The 18,861-nt window shown below is 45.4% G+C and carries 15 protein-coding genes; 8 read left to right on the top strand and 7 right to left on the bottom strand.

Going from position 1 to position 18,861, the window contains the following annotated elements:
• Positions 1-8 precede the first annotated feature (8 nt).
• Together ACFO4O_RS15470 and ACFO4O_RS15465 are read right to left on the bottom strand one after the other, a co-directional pair.
• Positions 9-782, bottom strand: a complete 774-nt coding sequence (locus ACFO4O_RS15470) for a 3-keto-disaccharide hydrolase (RefSeq protein WP_382410148.1) — start codon at positions 780-782, stop codon at positions 9-11.
• A 26-nt stretch (positions 783-808) separates the two neighbouring features.
• Positions 809-1,945, bottom strand: coding sequence for an SGNH/GDSL hydrolase family protein (locus tag ACFO4O_RS15465; RefSeq protein WP_382410146.1), 1,137 nt, complete (start codon positions 1,943-1,945; stop codon positions 809-811).
• 388 nt (positions 1,946-2,333) lie between these two features.
• Between ACFO4O_RS15465 and ACFO4O_RS15460 the strand changes: the two genes are divergently transcribed.
• Positions 2,334-3,179 (top strand): sugar phosphate isomerase/epimerase family protein, encoded by an 846-nt coding sequence (locus ACFO4O_RS15460; protein ID WP_382410144.1) that lies wholly within the window; start codon positions 2,334-2,336, stop codon positions 3,177-3,179.
• Positions 3,180-3,193: 14 nt separating this feature from the next.
• Here the strand turns inward: ACFO4O_RS15460 and ACFO4O_RS15455 are convergent, their stop codons facing one another.
• A complete protein-coding gene (locus ACFO4O_RS15455) occupies positions 3,194-3,607 on the bottom strand; it encodes a transmembrane 220 family protein (RefSeq protein WP_382410142.1) in 414 nt (137 codons plus the stop codon).
• A gap of 174 nt (positions 3,608-3,781) precedes the next feature.
• On the opposite strand from ACFO4O_RS15455, the gene ACFO4O_RS15450 reads away from it, so the two are divergent.
• The gene (locus ACFO4O_RS15450; protein ID WP_382410140.1) at positions 3,782-5,182 is read left to right on the top strand and encodes a sugar porter family MFS transporter; all 1,401 of its coding nucleotides are present in this window, start codon (positions 3,782-3,784) and stop codon (positions 5,180-5,182) included.
• Between the two features lie 122 nt (positions 5,183-5,304).
• On the opposite strand, the gene ACFO4O_RS15445 is transcribed toward ACFO4O_RS15450, so the two are convergent.
• The gene (locus tag ACFO4O_RS15445) at positions 5,305-6,486 is read right to left on the bottom strand and encodes a XylR family transcriptional regulator (RefSeq protein WP_382410138.1); all 1,182 of its coding nucleotides are present in this window, start codon (positions 6,484-6,486) and stop codon (positions 5,305-5,307) included.
• A 146-nt stretch (positions 6,487-6,632) separates the two neighbouring features.
• Here ACFO4O_RS15445 and xylB point away from each other — a divergent pair, with 146 nt between their 5' ends.
• Together xylB and xylA are read left to right on the top strand one after the other, a co-directional pair.
• On the top strand, positions 6,633-8,099 hold the full coding sequence (gene xylB, locus ACFO4O_RS15440; RefSeq protein ID WP_382410136.1) for a xylulokinase: 1,467 nt from the start codon (positions 6,633-6,635) through the stop codon (positions 8,097-8,099).
• Between the two features lie 53 nt (positions 8,100-8,152).
• Positions 8,153-9,466: a xylose isomerase gene (gene xylA, locus ACFO4O_RS15435; protein ID WP_382410134.1), complete on the top strand. Its 1,314-nt coding sequence runs from the start codon at positions 8,153-8,155 to the stop codon at positions 9,464-9,466.
• 77 nt (positions 9,467-9,543) lie between these two features.
• On the opposite strand, the gene ACFO4O_RS15430 is transcribed toward xylA, so the two are convergent.
• Positions 9,544-11,079 carry a GntP family permease gene (locus ACFO4O_RS15430; RefSeq protein WP_382410132.1) on the bottom strand — a complete coding sequence of 512 codons (1,536 nt, stop codon included), beginning with the start codon at positions 11,077-11,079 and terminating at the stop codon, positions 9,544-9,546.
• Positions 11,080-11,110: 31 nt separating this feature from the next.
• Here ACFO4O_RS15430 and ACFO4O_RS15425 point away from each other — a divergent pair, with 31 nt between their 5' ends.
• From ACFO4O_RS15425 to ACFO4O_RS15410, 4 genes are all read left to right on the top strand, one after another.
• Positions 11,111-11,659 (top strand): gluconokinase, encoded by a 549-nt coding sequence (locus ACFO4O_RS15425; protein WP_382410130.1) that lies wholly within the window; start codon positions 11,111-11,113, stop codon positions 11,657-11,659.
• 255 nt (positions 11,660-11,914) lie between these two features.
• Entirely contained in the window at positions 11,915-14,068 is a 2,154-nt protein-coding gene (locus tag ACFO4O_RS15420; RefSeq protein ID WP_382410128.1) for an FG-GAP repeat domain-containing protein, read from the top strand.
• A 4-nt stretch (positions 14,069-14,072) separates the two neighbouring features.
• The gene (locus ACFO4O_RS15415; protein WP_382410126.1) at positions 14,073-15,341 is read left to right on the top strand and encodes an FG-GAP repeat domain-containing protein; all 1,269 of its coding nucleotides are present in this window, start codon (positions 14,073-14,075) and stop codon (positions 15,339-15,341) included.
• A gap of 156 nt (positions 15,342-15,497) precedes the next feature.
• A complete protein-coding gene (locus ACFO4O_RS15410) occupies positions 15,498-16,613 on the top strand; it encodes an MBL fold metallo-hydrolase (protein WP_382410124.1) in 1,116 nt (371 codons plus the stop codon).
• Here ACFO4O_RS15410 and ACFO4O_RS15405 read toward each other — a convergent pair.
• Both ACFO4O_RS15405 and ACFO4O_RS15400 read right to left on the bottom strand, forming a co-directional pair.
• Complete coding sequence (locus ACFO4O_RS15405; protein WP_382410122.1) at positions 16,588-18,198, bottom strand: PH domain-containing protein; 1,611 nt, start codon at positions 18,196-18,198, stop codon at positions 16,588-16,590. The two genes, ACFO4O_RS15410 and ACFO4O_RS15405, sit on opposite strands and share 26 nt — an antisense overlap.
• Entirely contained in the window at positions 18,191-18,721 is a 531-nt protein-coding gene (locus ACFO4O_RS15400; protein ID WP_382410120.1) for a PH domain-containing protein, read from the bottom strand. Before ACFO4O_RS15400 ends, ACFO4O_RS15405 begins: the two co-directional genes overlap by 8 nt.
• Positions 18,722-18,861 lie beyond the last annotated feature (140 nt).

Raw genomic sequence — 18,861 nt, 5'->3', positions numbered from 1 at the left:
CCTAATGCTTAAATTTCTCTTACCCAGATATTGCGAAAACTATTTGCGCTGCCGTGGTCTTGAAGCTTAATTGGCAAACATCCGTGTGGGTAATATTTAGGTTCGCCAATCCATTCAGTCTGACCTTTTAGCGCGATATTATTGTGCACTAAAACGCCATTGTGCAGCAGCGTTAGGTAGGCTGGTTTGACGAGTTCGTCGTTTTCAAATATCGGTGCGGTAAAGATAATGTCATAACTTTGCCATTCTTCTGCAGGACGGCTTGCATCCACCAGCGGAATAAACTGTTTATACACCGATGCAGCTTGGCCATTTGCGTAGGTTTTATTTTCATAGGTATCGAGTACTTGTATTTCATAGCGTTCTTGTAAAAAAACGCCACTGTTTGCTTTGTTTTGCCCCTCTTTTTCTTCTTCGCGTGTGGCGCGCCACTCTATGTGCATTTGCACATCACAAAATGATTGTTTGGTAAAAATATATCCAGTACCGGGTTTGACGGTAAGCGCATAGGGTGAGTCCTCCCACTGCGGATTATTGCCGTCTTTGTCAACCCAGCTATCAAGACCGTTACCGTCAAACAATACAATCGCGTCGGAAGGCGCTTGTCCCGGCATTGCTTCAACCTTCTTTGGCATAGGGCCCCATACTTCTGTCTTTTTTGACTCTTCAATTTGTGCCTGTGTAACATCGGCCATAGGCGATGAAGAGAACATGACTAAACACGCGGCAATACACGCGGTTGATACTGATGTATGTTGGGTAAAAAATCGAAGGTGTTTCATAAAAGCTCCAGTCATTCGTGTTTGTGTCACCAGCCCAAGCGCTCACGTAAAGCCTGCTCCAAGTCTTGTGCCATTTTCTCATGTTGCCCTGCGGTTGGATGGGGGTCGCAAGCGTCTCCAGGATAATGATTCGCAGGCTCATAACTCAAGGTCGCTACGTTTGCCCTTTGTTCAATATCTTTCATGTAAGTGCGCACTACGGTCTTGTTTGGTCGCTCGGGCACCCCATCGTTTAACATGGCGCCCTCGGTAATTAAAATATTGCTCTTTGGATGCACGCTCGCCAGACGCCGTACAAAATCAATGTAAGTGCTTACAAACTTATTGCGGTCTGGTATTCCTGGATTAAAATCGTTTGTACCTAAGCTAATGATGATTGCATCAGGCTGGTATTGTTGATGGTCCCATGGTGCATTCTCTTCTTTAAACGGCAGCGCCATTTCAAAAAATGCAGGCGCTTGAATGTCTTTCGGGTTTTCATCCCAGCTACGAATAATGCCCCTTCCGCCAAAGCATACCAAATGTACATTGGCGTCTAGTTTTTCACCCAACAGATACCCGTAGCTATTGCGTGCGTCAGTACCCTTTATGTGAGTATCGCATTGTTTGCCTGTCGATACCCCAGAACCGCATGTTACTGAATCACCAATCAGCAAAAGTTTGCGACTAGACACGCGAGGCGCTGGCAGTAAATCACCGTCGAGCAATTCGAGGTTAAATACCTGATTAATGCTTTGCCAACTCTCTGTGCGATTAATTAAATGAACAGTATGGCGATTGTTCTGTGGATTAAAAAATAGTGGGTGCTTATGTTTGTCTTTTGATAGCTCAATTGTGTGGCTATATTTATTATCGATAATGACATCGATTCGACCATTACCTGATTCGCTGAGTGCACTGAGCGTCGCTCTTTTTGCTTGGGCAACAAAGCTAATAGTCACGCCCGGATAGCTCATCCTAAGGCTGTTGTCTTGCTCCACAACATAGCGACCCATGATATTGATGCGCTCATTGTTGGATATTCCGTAGTCTTTTGAAGCTGAATCTGCCGATATGGCGGGCAGCGATATTAGCATGCTTAAGCTTAAAAGCAGCAATGCGCGTAAGCCGGGTAGCATAGGTTTAAAGAGAGCGATTAAAAGCTCAAAGGTCCACATCAACATTCACTCACAAAAAAGTTAATACCTTGTTACAATTAGATAGAAAAACCAACGACACGGTTAATAACTAATCGGTTAATCATAATAGATTTTCGGCGTTAAGTGTGTATTCGCGTTAGCCCAGTAAACTATTATTGGTAAATGCGCTGCCGTATCAGTTGTTTAAGCCACTGAAATACCGAGAAATTGATACGCCTAATCCCTTAGTCACCTCAAACTAACGCCGAAAATCTATTAGCAGCAACCGAATTACTATTACCCCACACCTGCAGCCTATGGCTACAATGCAACTTGTTAAAAAATTGTATACAGTGTGTGCATTATTAGACTCAAGCCCATGTCGGGTATGCAATGCACAAGCACTTTTGCTTATTGAGGCCTTGGAGAGCTTATGAAATTACCTTCTATTATGAAAAAAACTTTAGCCGCCTGCATACTTGCAGGGGTGACGGCAACATCCTTTGCTCACGAAATGGGAATTCAGGTCTATAGCTTGCGCAATCAGTTTGAGCAAAACGGTGTAGCCGATACATTCTCTACCATTCAGGGGTGGGATTTGCAGCTATTAGAGGCCGCCGGCAACCTATACGGTCTGTCTATTTACGATTTTAAAAACGAATTGGTCAAGCATGACCTGCAGGTAGTAAGCGTAGATACAAACTACGAAGAAGTGAGAGACAATCCAATGGCAGTGGCCTACAAAGCTGCTTTTTACGGTGCTAAGTTTGCTACCTTTTACTGGATACCTCACGAAGGCGAATTTAATTTTGAACATGCTAAAGCCGCTGTTGAAATGATGAATGCCTCCGGCAAAATTCTTAAGCAGAATGGTGTCACGCTGCAATATCACCCGCATGGTTACGAATTTTTCAAACATGAAGATGGCACCCTATTAGATTATATGGTGCAAAACGTAACGGAAGCAGAGTTCCAGATGGACGTGTTTTGGATAAAAAATGGTGGTGGCGATCCTGTTGAGTACTTACAAAAATACCCTGGACGTTTTAAGACGCTACATTTGAAGGACCGCTTGCACGGTACTGAAAACTCAAGCAGCGGTCATCAAGACGTAGAGACGAATGTGGTGTTAGGCGAAGGTGATGTAGGTATTGAAGCTGTCGTGGCTGAAGCTAAAAAGCAAGGCATCCGCTACTTCTTTATTGAAGACGAGTCATCGCGTGTTGAGCTGCAAGTGCCGAAAAGCATTGAGTATTTAAAAGGCCTTGGCGTTCACTAATTAGAACATGTAAATCAGTACGAATAAGGCGGTAACTTACTCTGGCGATTACTTACAATTATAAGTTGTACAAGCGCCCAGATAAGCAAAATGACTAAACCGCCAGATTCGTTGGTTTGCTGCACCATTTGATTGCCCGCTTCATTCCAGTATCGGCTCGGGTCAATCCAATCAAGGTGCAGATTGCCTCGGTCGTCTTGCATTCTAAATAGAAGTGCTCCAGCGGTAAAACCAAGCCACAAATAATGGACGTTTTTAGATACTGTTGTAAGCAAAGACAAAAGGTTTAGAAATGCTGCGGTGCCGTAAAGTGCAATCCAAACCCACGCATCGTGATTAGAGTATTGAGACGCGTCGTTGAATTGCAAATATGCAAAAACGGTAAATAAAATAACACCACAAGCGTGGAAAAGATGAAACGCTGACATAAATCTGCCTTACTTTGTAATTATTTTTATTTGAGTAGGATAGAGATTGGTTCAAGTGCTTGCAACTAATATAAAGCGAATGCTTTGATATTAAGGGCGAGCAGTATATGCGCAATAATAGCATGGCTTATGTATGTTATGCGCTCATGATGCACAACAAAAAAAGGAATACCAATGAGCACTCACAATCATGAAAATACGGGATTTATCATACTGGTGACCATCGTCGCCACTATCGGTGGATTTCTATTTGGCTTTGACAGCGGGGTTATTAACGGAACCGTTGATGGCCTTCAACAGGCGTTTAACGCAGACAGCATAGGCACCGGATTTAACGTTGCCAGTATGCTGCTCGGTTGTGCGGTGGGTGCGTTTGTTGCCGGCCGTTTAGCCGACCTGTACGGACGACGCACCTTATTAATTGTTGCTGCTGCGTTTTTTCTGATCAGTGCTTGGGGCTCTGGTATTTCCACAAGCTCTATGGAATTCATTATTTATCGGATTTTAGGGGGCTTTGCAGTTGGTGCTGCCTCGGTGATGGCGCCTGCTTATATCAGTGAAATTGCACCAGCACGCTATCGCGGTATTTTGACCTCTATTCAGCAGGTAGCCATTATTTTTGGCCTCTTTACCTCATTTTTAAGCAATTACTTTTTAGCAGACATTGCGGGCAGTTCTACAACGAAATTTTGGATGGATTTTGAAGCATGGCGCTGGATGTTCTGGGTTGAAATGCTTCCTGCTGTATTGTTTTTTCTACTGTTGTTTTTTATTCCAGAAAGCCCGCGTTACTTAGTATTAAGCGGTAAGATTGCAAAAGCTAAACAGGTACTCACCAAACTCTATGGAGCTGAAGACGGAAATGAAAAGCTCGCTGAAATCGAAAAAACGGTTGCTGCGAGTGAGCATCCTAAACTGTCTGACTTGGTCGATAAGTCTACTCAGAAAGTTCGCCCCATTGTGTGGATTGGCATTGGATTAGCGACCTTTCAGCAGTTAGTGGGTATAAACGTAGTATTTTATTACGGGGCGGTATTATGGCAGGCCGTTGGATTTTCTGAAAGTGACGCATTATTGACCAACGTCATCACAGGTGGTGTGAGTATCTTGGCCTGTTTTATTACCATTAGTCTGATAGAAAAAATAGGCAGAAAACCGCTATTGATGATCGGTTCCATCGGTATGTCAGTATCTCTAGGGGTTATGGTGCTGGTGTTTGCTACTGCATCTACCGCCGCTAATGGCAATTTAGAACTCGGTGATATGGGCATTGTCGCTTTGATATCAGCCAACACCTTTGTTTTCTTCTTTAATATGTCATGGGGCCCGGTTATGTGGGTAATGCTTGGGGAAATGTTCCCCAATCAAATTCGCGGCTCAGGTTTAGCTGTAGCGGGTTTTGCGCAATGGACCAGTAACTTCTTAGTGACCATGATGTTCCCCATTATGCTAACAAGCATAGGTCTGGCGGGCGCATACTCGTTCTACTTTGTAGGTGCAGTGGTATCCATTATATTTGTCTATAAGTTTGTCTATGAGACGAAAGGCGTTGAGCTTGAGGACATGAAAGGCTAGTGAGTTTCTCCCTAAGTGGCGGATATTAAGCTCGGTTGTATAAACCCTCTTAATGACGCGCCGCACAAAAAAACGGCCATCAAATGATGGCCGTTTTTATATTAATGTTAGCACCCTAGCTTTTATGCGCTTGCTTTGGCGCGGTTCCGATTGCGGTATTCACTGGGTGTTATCCCAAAGTGCTGATTAAACACAGCATACAAGTACTGCAGGGAGCGATAGCCGCACACCAGCGCAATCTCTTTAACTGGTTTGTTTGAATTGCTTAACAACTCGCAGGCGCGATTGAGCTTTTCTTGGTGAATAGCTGCATGTACGCTGTGTCCACGCTCTTCCATGAAGCGGTTTTCAAGATTTGATCGAGAAATACCGATATGATCAAGAACCTGTCCTACCTTTATACCTCTGCACGCATGTTGGCGAATATAGTGCATCGCCTGCATCACATAAGGGTCTTGAATAGACTTAAAGTCTGAAGACTGACGCTCTACTACACCAACCGGCGGGATAGTGACTCGCTTGTCTTTGAGGTTGGGATTGTCCATGCGCTTGTGCAGTAGCTTAGCGGCTTGAAAGCCCATGTCAAAACAGCCCTGCGTGACCGAACTTAAACTAATGCGGCTTAAGTTTCTGGCAATATCGTCATCGTCGATTCCAACAACGCAAATGTGGTCTGGCACCAAGCGGTTAATATTTGCACATGCCTGCAGAAGATGACGCGCTCTCGCGTCGGTGACCGCTACGATACCGATAGGCGTTGGCAGTGAGTCGAGCCAGTCGGCTAGACGATTCATGTTATACTGCCATGTTTCAGCGCTTGTAGGCTGACCACGATAAAGCGCACATTCGCGCGAGTCGGCCTTGCATAGCTCAAGCATGGCCTGCTCACGCTCATAGGCCCACAAGTGGCCTTCATCAACCGGCAAGCCGTAAAACGCAAAGCGCTCCATGCCCTTTTGCTTGAGGTGCTCATAGGCGCTTCTAACGATTGCAGTGTTGTCGGTGGCAACGTAAGGCACGTCGGGGTAAAGCGATTCGTCAGAATAAGAACTACCCACGCCTACCACTGGAATTTTTATGTCTTTTAGTGCGTCTCGAATTTGGGGATCATCGAAGTCGGCAATAATGCCGTTGCCGCCCCATTCGTGAATATGCTCTAGGCGGCACTGAAAGTCCTCCTCCAGATAGACATCCCAATCCACTTGTGTGGACTGCAAGTAATGTCCAATACCTTCTATGACCTGTCGGTCAAACACCTTATTAGCGTTAAATAGCAAACTGATACTATGTGCAGCAGAAAACATGAATACGACTCCAAATCTCCATTTCGTTAAATGGTTTCAACCGATGCCAACAAATTACGAAATTTAATTGCAAAATTTCGTAATTGTCCCTTCGAAGCACATCATACACCATACGTTACAAATTATTAACATAAAATTTTGGTCTTATGTATATCGGAATTGATTTAGGCACTTCGGGCATCAAATTGGTGCTTACCAACCAAGATGGGCAGGTTATAGCGACCCAAAGCGCAGACCTAACTGTGTCTCGACCAGCGCCTTTGCACAGCGAACAAGCGCCTCAAGATTGGGTAGCGGCATTGCACAGTGCCATGAACCAGCTCGCGCAAGACCATGCACTAAATCAGGTCAAAGCAATCGGTTTAAGTGGACAAATGCACGGTGCAGTTTTGTTAGACAGCAATAATGATGTTGTGCGGCCTGCAATTTTGTGGAATGACGGCCGTAGTCACCAAGAGTGTATTGAGCTTGAACAGGCCGTTCCCAATAGTCGAGAAATAACCGGCAACTTGATGATGCCGGGTTTTACCGCACCAAAATTGTTGTGGGTTAAAAAGCATGAGCCAGAGAACTTCGCGAAGGTCGCGAAGGTTTTATTGCCAAAAGACTATTTGCGCTTTGTTTTATCAGGCGATTTTGCCAGCGATATGTCAGATTCTGCGGGCACACTTTGGTTGGATGTAGGTAAGCGTGCATGGAGTAAGCCTCTGCTTGCAGCATGTTCGTTAACTGAATCTCACATGCCAAATCTGTTTGAAGGCAGTGAAGTGACAGGACATTTGCACCAAGATTTGGCTCAGCGATGGGGTATGGATGCTGTTGCTATTGTTGCCGGTGGTGGAGACAATGCCGCAGGTGCGGTAGGCGTCGGTTTAACTCAGCCTGGGCAAGCGATGCTCTCGCTAGGTACATCGGGCGTATATTTTGTTGTATCAGATGAATACACCAGTAATCCGGAGTCGGCGGTCCACAGTTTTTGCCATGCGCTGCCAAACACGTGGCATTTGATGTCGGTTTTATTAAGTGCAGCTTCATGCGTAAGTTGGTTTGCCGAAAGCATTGCCAAACAGCATTTGCCTACCTTACTCGCTGAACTGGGCGACGACATTGTTATTGACGATAACTCCCCTTTCTTTTTGCCCTATTTGAGCGGTGAACGCACGCCCCATAATAACCCCTACGCTGCTGGCAATTTTTTTGGCTTGAGTCATGAGACTGATAAAAAAGCGATGTTCTTCGCAGTACTTGAAGGCGTATCTTTGGCCTTTGCTGACGGCGTAGAGGCATTGCATGCATCGGGCACGCAGGCTAAAGAAATTATGCTAATAGGTGGGGGCGCAAAGCATGTTGGCTGGCGTCAGCTGTTAGCGGATGTTTTAAATCGCCCTATAAAGTTCTGTGAGGCTGGCGAGGTTGGCCCAGGACTTGGAGCGGCCCGATTGGCACAACTTGCAGTAGATAAAGACACACCATTTGCACACATCTGCAGAACACCAGACACGGTTGCGGTTTACGAGCCCAACGCGCAGCGCCATGCCATGTTTGCGAAGCGCCAAGAAAAATTTCGCGCAATTTATCAACAACTGAAACCATTGTTTGTTGCAGACGAATGACCTTCGTTTACGGCTTATAAATAACACCATTTTTACCACCATTGGAACTCACTATGTATTTTAAAGATATCGACAAAATTGCTTTTGACCCTTCACAGGTTGAAAACCCACTTACCTTCAAACATTACAACGCTAATGAAGTTGTTGCGGGTAAAACTATGGCAGAACACTTGCGCTTTGCAGCATGCTACTGGCACAACTTTTGTTGGGACGGGGCGGACGTGTTTGGTCAAGGTACCTTTGGCCGTGAGTGGTTGAAAATTAGCGACCCAATGGCACAGGCAAAAGCGAAAGCAGACGCGGCTTTCGAATTCTTTAGCAAACTCACTATTCCTTACTACTGTTTTCATGATGTTGATGTGTCACCTGAGGGCAACTCAATAAAAGAATACGTTGACAACTTTGCCCAAATGGTTGACGTACTTGAGCAAAAACAAGCTGAGACAGGCCTTAAGCTTTTATGGGGAACAGCAAACTTGTTTAGCAATCCTCGCTATGCAGGCGGCGCTGCCACCAGTCCTGATCCTGAAATATTCAACTATGGCGCAACACAAGTATTCCATGCAATGAACGCGACAAAGCGTTTAGGTGGTGAAAACTACGTATTGTGGGGTGGTCGTGAAGGTTATGAGACCTTGCTCAATACCGACTTGCGTCAAGAGCGTGAGCAATTAGGTCGTTTCATGCAAATGGTGGTAGAGCACAAGCACAAAATTGGTTTTAAAGGCACGCTGTTAATTGAGCCGAAGCCCCAAGAGCCTACTAAACATCAATACGACTACGACACTGCAACGGTCTATGGCTTTTTGAAGCAGTACGGTATTGAGAAAGAGTTCAAAATGAACATTGAAGCGAACCACGCTACTTTAGCTGGCCATTCTTTCCACCATGAAATTGCAACTGCGGTAAGCTTAGGCATTTTTGGCAGCATAGATGCAAACCGTGGGGATGAGCAAAACGGATGGGATACCGACCAGTTCCCAACTAACGTAGAAGAGCTTACGCTTGTAATGTACGAAATCATAAAAGCAGGCGGTTTCACTACTGGTGGGCTTAACTTTGATTGCAAGTTGCGTCGTCAAAGCGTTGATCTTCAAGACTTGTTCATTGGACATATTGGCGGCATGGATCACATGGCCATTGCGCTTAAGAAAGCATCTAAGATTCTAGAAAATGACTTTTTAGCGAAAAAAGTCGCTGAGCGCTATAAAAATTGGAACGGCCAGTTGGGCAGCTCTATCATGAAGGGCGAGAGTTCTTTAGAGCAGCTTGCACAGCTAGCGCTTGACAATAACATTTCACCTGCACATAAGAGTGGTCAGCAAGAAATGTTGGAAAATCGTTTAAACCAGGTTTTATTTTCCTAAGTTTTATTTACCTTCCCTGGGTGTTAGCCTCGCATTCGTGCGGGGCTTTTTTATTGATAAGAAATATTGGTAAGACATTAAAAAAAGATACTCAGCAATGCAGCAAACAAGAATGCGCACACGCCAATCAGAGTTACCATGGGAGTCCATGTTTTTAGGGTGGTCTTTTCATCCATGTTAAATAAACGACTAACTAGCCAAAATCCAGAATCATTAAAGTGAGACAATACGCTCGCACCGCCGGCGATGGCAATCACAATAAAACATAAGTCGGCTGGAGAGAGCTCGGTATTTGCGCCAATCATTGGTGCTATTAGTGCGGCGGTTGTAGTTAAGGCTACTGTGGCAGAGCCTTGTGCAACGCGCAGGCTCGCAGCAATCACAAAAGCGGCAACGATAATTGGCATGCCGGTGTCGCTCAATGCAGCCGATAAAGCGTCGCCGATACCTGTGCCGCGCAGTACACCACCGAACATGCCACCGGCTCCAGTGACTAAAATAACGGCGCATATCGGGCCAAGTGCATCGTTGCATAAATCGTGAACAGTTTGCTTACCCATTTTAGGAGCAAACATAACAAGGCTCAGTAAAAGCGTAATTAGCAGTGCAATGGGAGTCTGTCCTATTAGTACCAATGCAGTGAGAGCAGGGTGAAGTGTGTCAATGTCGCGAGCAATTTGATAGGTACTTATTCCGGTGTTTAGGCATATAAGTAGCAGCGGTAGAAGTAAGATAAACAACACCTTAGCGAACGAAGGTGGCGCCGTAACAGGCACCTGATGACCGGTATTGCTGAACAGCGTTGGCATGGCAATATCAAATTTGCTCGCAATCCACTTGCTAAACACGTAGCTGCCTAGATACCAAGTGGGAATGGCAACTGCGACACCCCATAACAGCAAATAGCCAATATTGGCACCCAATAAATCAGCCGCTACTACCGGCCCCGGATGTGGGGGCACGAGGGCGTGCATCACTGCAAAGGCTCCTGCCGCCGGCATTGCATACAGTAGGATAGAGCCCCCAAAACGTCTTGCTACGCTCAAGATAACGGGCAGCATTACGATTAAGCCGGCGTCAAAAAAGATGGGAAAGCCGAAAAGCAATGAAGCAATGCCAAGCGCGAAAGGTGCTTTTGCCGGTCCGAAGCGATTGATTAAGGTATCGGCGAGCACCTGCGCGCCGCCGCTAATTTCCAACAATTTCCCAATCATTGCGCCAAGCCCTACCAACAGAGCAACAGCAGCCAAGGTCGAACCAAAGCTAGCCATCATGAGTGGCATAATGTTACCGATTGCAATTCCGCCCAGCCAAGCGGTAAGGGCGCTCACTAGCACTAAAGCAATAAAGGCATGCAGTTTGACTTGTATAATTAATACGAGCAAAAATATAACAGCCGATGCGGCAAGAATAAGAGGGTAGTCGGCAATCACGTTGTATGTTACTCCATAATTTATTAGGCGATATAAGGCTCTATCTGGCTCTAGAAAATCACTGTAAACTGAATGTTTTAACAAAACAATAACAATACGTGCAGCGCTAAGGTGTATCAACTTAATTGCAGGAAGCCGCTTGAAGAGGCTTATCTTGAGGGGGGCATCTTGAGGGGGCATCTTATGAGAGATCATCTTGAGAAGGACTAGAATGAAAGATACACAAGGCCTAAACGTCCTCGTGATGGGAGTAAGCGGCTCAGGTAAGACAACCATTGGCCGCATGCTCGCGCAAGAGTTAGCCGGAGAATTTATCGATGGGGACGACCTGCACCCACAGAATAATATCGATAAGATGCGTCAGGGCATTCCCCTAAATGATGGAGACCGTCAACCCTGGTTAAGCAAAGTGGCTGAGTGTTTTGCTACAGCCAAACGGCAAGGAAAGATACGAGTGATCGCCTGCTCGGCACTCAAACGGCAGTATCGTGATGTTTTGCGCAGTGGTGACAGCAAGCTGTGTACTTTATTTTTAAATCCTGACCCACAGTTGTTAAAAAAACGGATGTTGAGTAGGGAGCATTTTATGCCCACTGCACTTTTGCAAAGCCAACTCGATACACTTGAGTCTCCTACTGGTGAAGGTTTAACGTTTGAGTATCAGTCTGCATCAGGCGATATCTCGGCGCAGCACATAACATCTGCATTTTTATCTTGGTTGTTGGAAGAACGTATCTACAACGGTAAGCAAGAGATATGAGGGTGGCGGTGAGGATGACAACAGCAGTGTTCGACAGCAAGTGAAGCGGTAATTTGTAAAAAATGTGTAAACATCAAAACACCTTAAACAAATATCGTAAGTTTAATTCTCGTTTCACTAACGGATACTCAAACACACAGCTTTGGATAAGAAATAGCGCCACTGAATATAGAATTAAAGAGAGTAATGAATAGCAAAAACTAACTTATTCTTATCCAAACTGAGGTTAACTATAGAAAATTTCTAGAGGTTTTCATGCAATTAATTAGTCAGAGCAAAAGCACAATCGCAAGCATATTGTCCACATGCATATTTTCTGCGCGCATGGTGTCTGCACGCATGGTGTCTTTATGCATAGTTTCGATATTCATTACTGCAGGCTGCAAGCCATCACCACCACAATCAGATGAATCGATAGCGCGAGCTCCCGCAAGTCAGGTCACCACAGTTGATGTACAAACAGCCATGCGGGTAGCAAATGAGCCTTGGCAATACATTCAGGTGGATGACAGCAAACAAATGTGGGGCGATTGGGATGAGCCCGAATGGCTCCGCTATTTCGGCCTTGCCGCCGGCGACGTTGACGGCGATGGTTTAAAAGATATTGTGTCAGGTCGTTATGTTTACCTGCAGCAAAATACCTCTGCCCAGCCCAAGGGCAGCCAGTGGAGACGTTTAGACTTAGGCGACAATGTAGATTCAATTTTGGTTTTAGACGTTGATGGTGACAGCAACTTAGACGTGATTGCGCAGGCACTCCCTAATTTATACTGGTACGAACTACTCGACAGTGAAGCGGGCACCTTCAAACGTGAGCAAATTGGCCAAGTTCCTGCGACCACGCATGTTAATAGCCAAGGGTTTACCACCGCAGACTTAGTGGGAGATGATAGTAAGGAATTTGTCATTGCAGGCAATGGTAATTTGTATGCATTTAAAGCAGACATAACTGACAGTGGCGCCGTTGTGTGGACCGAACAGCTTATTGCCGCGAATACCAGTGATGAAGGAATAGGTGTAGGCGATATTGACGGCGATGGCGATATGGACGTTGCGGCGGGGCGCAGACCGGGTAACGAATCTGAACCGAAAGAAATCATTTGGTTTGAAAACCCAGGCCATATGGACCGAGCATGGAAGGAGCACTTTGTAGGACGAGGTGGTCATCCGATAGACCGCGTTGAAATTGCCGACCTAAATGGCGACGGTAAGGGTGATATTGTGTTTACAGAAGAGCGCTATCCCGGACTTCAGCCTGACGCACAGATGGCAATTTTTATTCAAGAAGACGCCTACCGTTGGAACAAACAAGTGCTGGTTACGCAATACTCTATGAATAACTTAGATATTGGTGACGTTGATCAAGACGGTGACCTCGACATTGTAACCGCTGAACACAAAGGCGAAGAACTGGAAACCGAGCTTTGGCTTAACGACGGCAAGGCACGCTTTAAGGTGGTGGTTGTAGATAGTGGTAAAGAAAGCCATTTAGGCACGCAATTGTTTGATATAGACGACGATGGCGATTTGGATTTAATCAGCGCCGGCTGGGACCAACATCAATTCGTGCATGTTTGGCTCAATCCGCTTATAAGTGATGTAGAAATAGCACAAACGGTTCATCTTCAAAGGGAACACTTCAAAATAACTACTCCCAGTGCCACTTATCTGTTTGATAAAAAAGGAGGCGGATTTTCATCTATCGTGGATGCGAGCGGAAATGATTGGGTAAATTTTAAGTTGCAGCCGTGGGGAGATTATCCTGCGGCTGCGGCGGGCGGATTCAGAGGCATACCAAATGCAGTGCATAATCAGGGTGACGACAGCGGCGCTGGGCATCCTGGCTTTGACACCATGAGCAGTGTATTAATCTCAAGTGACAGTATCGAAAGCACGAGTAAATCGGGCTCGTGGAAGTGGCGATATACGTTTTTCCCAGAAGGCGTAAAAATGCAGGTTCTACAAACGCCCGATGATGCTAACTACTGGTTTTTGTATGAAGGAACGCCTGGTGGGCGCTACGACCTCTCAAACACGGTCTACGGAACAGACGCGTTAGGCTGGCATGACGATCAGCCTGATTTTTATTTGGGTAGCATTAAAGAGGGACAATTCAACTGGGTTTACTTTTCTCATGCAAAGGCTGAGCAGTCTTTGTACATTGCGCAACTTACAAAAGACGACACTACAGACATTATGTCATATCTAGGCAATACCCAAGAGGGTGCACAAAGCCCTGATGGGATGGTGGTGTTTGGCTTTGGTCGGGATGCCGCTGGGTCGGCACTGATGTCGGGTAATCATTCTTTTTTTATCGGGCTTGCACCTATGCAAGTTGTTAAAGCACAGCAGCATACAGCCATGTCTGAGTATATTTCAGAATCGGTAAAACAATATTCAACGGAGTAATAATATGCAATTAAGTACCACCTTGCCTCTCATTGCCAGCATTTGTTTGTTAGCAGCATGTCAGCCGAAACCTGAATCAGACGCCGAATCAACAAGCGTAGCAGGCGAAGAACAAACGCAGGCTACTGAGGCTGTATCGGTTGCGTTTGAAGATTCACAGATTGTGGCAGATGCTAAGTACTTCTGGGCGCATACCGCAGGTGATGTCAGCGGTGACGGCTTAGCTGATTTAGTATTCATAAACAATAATGCCAGTGGTGGCGCCCTTGGTTACTATAAAGGGCAACTCGAGCAGGGCTTGTGGGAAAAGGTGATCATTGCTCAAACGCCGCCAACAGGAGGCTTGTTTGCCGGTGGCGATTTAGAGGTTGCCGATATTGACCAAGACGGCGATATGGATGTTGTGGGCATAAAACATCCCGGTGAGTGGACAGATGCAAGTGCCACTGCTGAAATATTCTGGTATGAAAATAATGGTAGCAACTGGCAAGCGCATTACATCGGTGATGTGCCAGACGCTGTTAAAGATGTCAGCTTTGCAGATTTTGATAAAGACGGATTACTCGACGTTGCTCTGTTAACCTTTGATTCGCATTCGCTAAGCATATTTAAACAAAAAGACGCTGACGATTGGTCAAAAGTGCAGTTCATTCAAAATGATACACTCCATGAAGGGATGGATGTGGGTGATTTTAATGGTGACGGTTATCTTGATATCGTGGCTAACGCTTATGTTTTTTACAATCCCGATGGTGTACTAGACAGTGATTGGGAGCAAATTAATCTCAACGAGCGATGGAATAATCAAACCGGCGATTGGTCGCGTAACGGCACCAAAACATTTGTAGTCGATACAAACGGTGACGCGCTCGATGAAATATTTCTCTGCCACTCAGAGCGAGCAGGCTATCCGCTAGTGAAGTACGAACCACAGCTTAAGACCGATGGCAGCGTGATATGGACAGAAAGCGAAATATTACCTGAAATCACGGCCTGTCATACGCTGCAAGTATATGATTTTAATCAAGATGGTAAGCATGACATTTTGACGGGCATTAACTTTGGGCGTGCGGTAAATTTAGACGCAACGAATTTCGACCTTAAATTGCTGCTGGGTTCCGATAAGGGCTACACTACACAGTTGCTGCATCCCGAGGGCATTTACAACGGTTTTGCGATTGATTTTGACGGCGACTCCGACATGGACTTTTTTCGGTATCCTAACCATGAATCCACCGATCTATTTTTGTTTAAGAACCAAACGCAATACTAACGACGCTTGAGTGCTTCTATCGGAACTAAAGTTATGGTGATAAACGGGCCTGTGCAATTCATTTAATCAATGCGCTAATATCAATATAGGTGAATTGCCAATCCCATACCTGCTGGGTAACACTGGAAGCACGATGTTTATGCGGGTGGGTCTAATATGTCAGCAAAGTCTTCCGAACACGCTTCTTTAATGCACGGCCATGAGCATGCTGACGCTCAGGATGTTGCACAACGCAGCGAAGATGAGCATGTTATAGAAGCGCTCGCGCTTGAATTACCAAAGGCCGGGGAGCTTTGCGCTGTTGATGAGGACATTTTTTGGCTGAGAATGCCTCTACCCTTTGACCTTGACCATATCAATTTGTACCTCATAAAAGATGGTGACGGCTATGCCGCTATCGATACCGGGATTGGTACGCAAACCACCGAAGATATTTGGGCCGCTATTTTTGACCAACTCGGCGCGAAGATCACCCGAGTGATTGTGACGCATATGCACCCTGACCATATTGGTATGGCAGGATATTTAAGCGAAAAATTTCGCGCACCCCTATATATGACTATGGCTGAGTACTACGTGGCCAGAAGCATGGTGGCAGGCGGGCGTGGTGCTTCAGATTGGCAAGACCGAGAGTACTTGCAGCGCTGCGGTATGCCCAGTCAATACATTGAAAAAGCGTCACAAAATAAAGGAGGCATTCAGAAGGTCGTTAAGCCTATTCCTCTTGGTTTTAAGCGTCTTACCGAAGGACAAATCTTAAGCATTGGCAATCATCAATGGCGCGTGATGATTGGCAGAGGACACTCGCCAGAGCATGCTTGTTTGTATTGTGAAAGCAAGCAGATATTAATCTCGGGCGATCATGTGCTGCCCAACATATCTCCAAATATTGGCGTATATTCAACAGAGCCCGATGCGAATGCGCTTAAACTCTACCTAGCAACGCTGCCGCAGTTTAAGGATTTGCCAATTGATACCAAAGTGCTTCCTTCGCATAAACTGCCCTTCACCGGGCTGCATGTTAGGGTCGATGAGTTGATACATCATCATCACGCTCATCTGGCTCGATTGAGAGATTTTTGCCAAACACCGAGAACCGTTGAGGCATGTCTTGGGGTGCTGTTTAAACGAAAACTAAATCCACACAACATGTTTTTTGCCATCGCTGAGGCGCTAGCACATCTTAATTATCTCTACTTTAACGACGAACTCGCGCGTCATATCAATGAAGACGGCGCTTGGATATTTACATCCAAGCAGGTTTGTCCCTAGCCACTTTAAGTAAAGCTTCATCAATAATAGAAGTGACCTGTTCGGCGGGTAAATAAGGGACTTTCATGCCTCCGGACGCCAGTACAAATTTCAGCGTCGCAAGGCCGCGGGCGCGCATGAGTAATGTTTGTGTAAATTTGGTCTGCTGCATTTTAGCGATTGGAAAGACGATAAAATCTCGTCCAAATAATCCCTTTCTGATGTACAAAAAATCTTCGTCTTTTGCAATTCCCCAGCGATACCAACGCAAGGTACACAAGCCGGTCATTAATCCCATGATGACCATTACAACTATCCAGCCTGTGAGGCTAAATTCTTGAGTTGTTGCTAATGCTGCCAGCGCTATAAATATCGGCAAGCAAGGAAACAGCAACAAGCGCAGAATATAGCGAGGACTTATGCTCTGAAAGTGCAAGTTAAAAAGCGCCTGAACGTCAAATACATCTTGAGCGAGTTCGTCGGCCTGCTGCGGATAAACAGACGGAACGATGAGTTTATTAGCGCTATTTATTTGCGCGGCTTGATTGCCGCCCGCTATGCCTGCGGAATTTTGTTCGAAGCGAAGATTAACGCGTCCAATAATAATATCTAACCAGTCTTGCTGAAACACAGCACGCTGTATTCGGCTTACGTTCATGCTTATTTCTTGCTTAGTTAATAGTCCACTTCGGCGAATATATCGCTGGCCAGAGCGGCTAAGTCGATAATCATAAAACACAAAAATTGAGCCAACGATTGAAAACAAAACGATAAACAACATGATAACCATAGCAACAGACAGTACATGCAAAATGAACACCCAAAGCGTTTGGCTCTCGTAGTTTAAGTAGCTGGATATATCGAGTCCGATGACGCTAAATATTTGGCCAATGTTTTCTGATATCACATTGTAAAACGGCGCTAAAAAACCCAAGAAAATCCATACGCGGTTATTGGTGATGCCGTGCACGACTAAGTCTTTTATAGACCTACGATTGAGTATTTCCTCTTGCTCGCCGATTATCTTATGACTCTGCCCAGCGTCGCCACTCAATGATGGATTGTCAGCAGAAACGTCGGCAAAAACTGCCTGTACTTTTTGCTTAAAAGACTCTGCTATAGGTAGGCGAATTGCCACAATGTTAGCTTCTTGCTGGGCGGAGCCAGCAGTATCAAGCTCTAAAATAGAATAATCGCTAAAACGATAGTAAAAAGGTTGGATGATTTTTACGTTTTGTATTTTTCCAAACGGTAAGTCCAAATGAGATTTTTTGATCATGCCCTGGCGAATCTCAACACGATCTGCGCTTAGGCGATAGAAATAAAAGAGATACTTAACTACCGCCCCTATCATCACAATAACCATAAGGCCTAGCGCCGCACCAATAAATAGTAATGGTTGCGCCTTGACCTTGCTGAAATTAAGCGCAAATACCGGTAGAAGGTAAATCAAAAAATTGCTCAATGCAGCAAGCGTTTTTACAAAAAAATATAAGATGGCGATAGGAGATACGCGCAACCAATCATCGCTCGCAATTTCTTTAGCTAGCTGCTTTTCACTCTCTACGCTGGTGTCGAGACTGTCAATGTCTATTTGCTCATTCATCGACCGTTAAGTCCTTATGGTTGATGATGAACTTGCGCAGTGATATGGCCTTTTCGTATTCAAGGCCCGGTATTTCGAAAGTATGTGATACGCCGCCGGCGCTAAAGACTTGAAGCGTCGCGAGCTTGGCCTTTCTTTCTATTGGTCCGCGCTTAAGCTCAATGTGTTGAATGCGCAGAATAGGTTGGCTCACCAAATTACGAAAGAATAGACCCGATTGAAAATGCACATCTTGCTCACGCACCGCATATTGAATCAGTGGGTCTGCAAAAAAATGATAGGTCATACTCAATAATCCAAAGCCCAAAACGCCCGCATAAAGCGGTTTACCAATATCTTGCATCACTTCGGAGGCATCAAAGAATAGGTTTATATCGATTACCCAAACCACCGCGATGCCGATAAGCGTCAGCAGTAGATTGATTGTAATATTGATTATGCGATAGCGAGCAGAAATTGAGTTAAGCTGTAGTTCATTGATAGAAACCACAGGTAGTTCCACGTTCTCATTAGTAAAGTCCATTCAATAAAGCCTTTGAGGAGATTGTATTTGTAGGCATTGCTAGAGGCAGCCGCCCATTAAGCACTTGTTGTTTACATTGGGCATCATAGCGTAGAGTAAACTCTCTGGGCAATTGCTTGTGTGCGCCTATAAGCTAATGC

It is taken from the genome of Glaciecola siphonariae (assembly GCF_042652645.1).
Taxonomy (GTDB): domain Bacteria; phylum Pseudomonadota; class Gammaproteobacteria; order Enterobacterales; family Alteromonadaceae; genus Glaciecola; species Glaciecola siphonariae.
This window is presented reverse-complemented; position numbering and strand designations above follow the sequence as displayed.

What these genes read in the sequence shown, in the direction of transcription:
- ACFO4O_RS15470 (WP_382410148.1), bottom strand. Translation starts at nt 782, where the DNA reads ATGAAACACCTTCGATTTTTTACCCAACATACATCAGTATCAACCGCG.
- ACFO4O_RS15465 (WP_382410146.1), bottom strand. Translation starts at nt 1,945, where the DNA reads ATGTTGATGTGGACCTTTGAGCTTTTAATCGCTCTCTTTAAACCTATG.
- ACFO4O_RS15460 (WP_382410144.1), top strand. Translation starts at nt 2,334, where the DNA reads ATGAAATTACCTTCTATTATGAAAAAAACTTTAGCCGCCTGCATACTT.
- ACFO4O_RS15455 (WP_382410142.1), bottom strand. Translation starts at nt 3,607, where the DNA reads ATGTCAGCGTTTCATCTTTTCCACGCTTGTGGTGTTATTTTATTTACC.
- ACFO4O_RS15450 (WP_382410140.1), top strand. Translation starts at nt 3,782, where the DNA reads ATGAGCACTCACAATCATGAAAATACGGGATTTATCATACTGGTGACC.
- ACFO4O_RS15445 (WP_382410138.1), bottom strand. Translation starts at nt 6,486, where the DNA reads ATGTTTTCTGCTGCACATAGTATCAGTTTGCTATTTAACGCTAATAAG.
- xylB (WP_382410136.1), top strand. Translation starts at nt 6,633, where the DNA reads ATGTATATCGGAATTGATTTAGGCACTTCGGGCATCAAATTGGTGCTT.
- xylA (WP_382410134.1), top strand. Translation starts at nt 8,153, where the DNA reads ATGTATTTTAAAGATATCGACAAAATTGCTTTTGACCCTTCACAGGTT.
- ACFO4O_RS15430 (WP_382410132.1), bottom strand. Translation starts at nt 11,079, where the DNA reads ATGCCCCCTCAAGATGCCCCCCTCAAGATAAGCCTCTTCAAGCGGCTT.
- ACFO4O_RS15425 (WP_382410130.1), top strand. Translation starts at nt 11,111, where the DNA reads ATGAAAGATACACAAGGCCTAAACGTCCTCGTGATGGGAGTAAGCGGC.
- ACFO4O_RS15420 (WP_382410128.1), top strand. Translation starts at nt 11,915, where the DNA reads ATGCAATTAATTAGTCAGAGCAAAAGCACAATCGCAAGCATATTGTCC.
- ACFO4O_RS15415 (WP_382410126.1), top strand. Translation starts at nt 14,073, where the DNA reads ATGCAATTAAGTACCACCTTGCCTCTCATTGCCAGCATTTGTTTGTTA.
- ACFO4O_RS15410 (WP_382410124.1), top strand. Translation starts at nt 15,498, where the DNA reads ATGTCAGCAAAGTCTTCCGAACACGCTTCTTTAATGCACGGCCATGAG.
- ACFO4O_RS15405 (WP_382410122.1), bottom strand. Translation starts at nt 18,198, where the DNA reads ATGAATGAGCAAATAGACATTGACAGTCTCGACACCAGCGTAGAGAGT.
- ACFO4O_RS15400 (WP_382410120.1), bottom strand. Translation starts at nt 18,721, where the DNA reads ATGGACTTTACTAATGAGAACGTGGAACTACCTGTGGTTTCTATCAAT.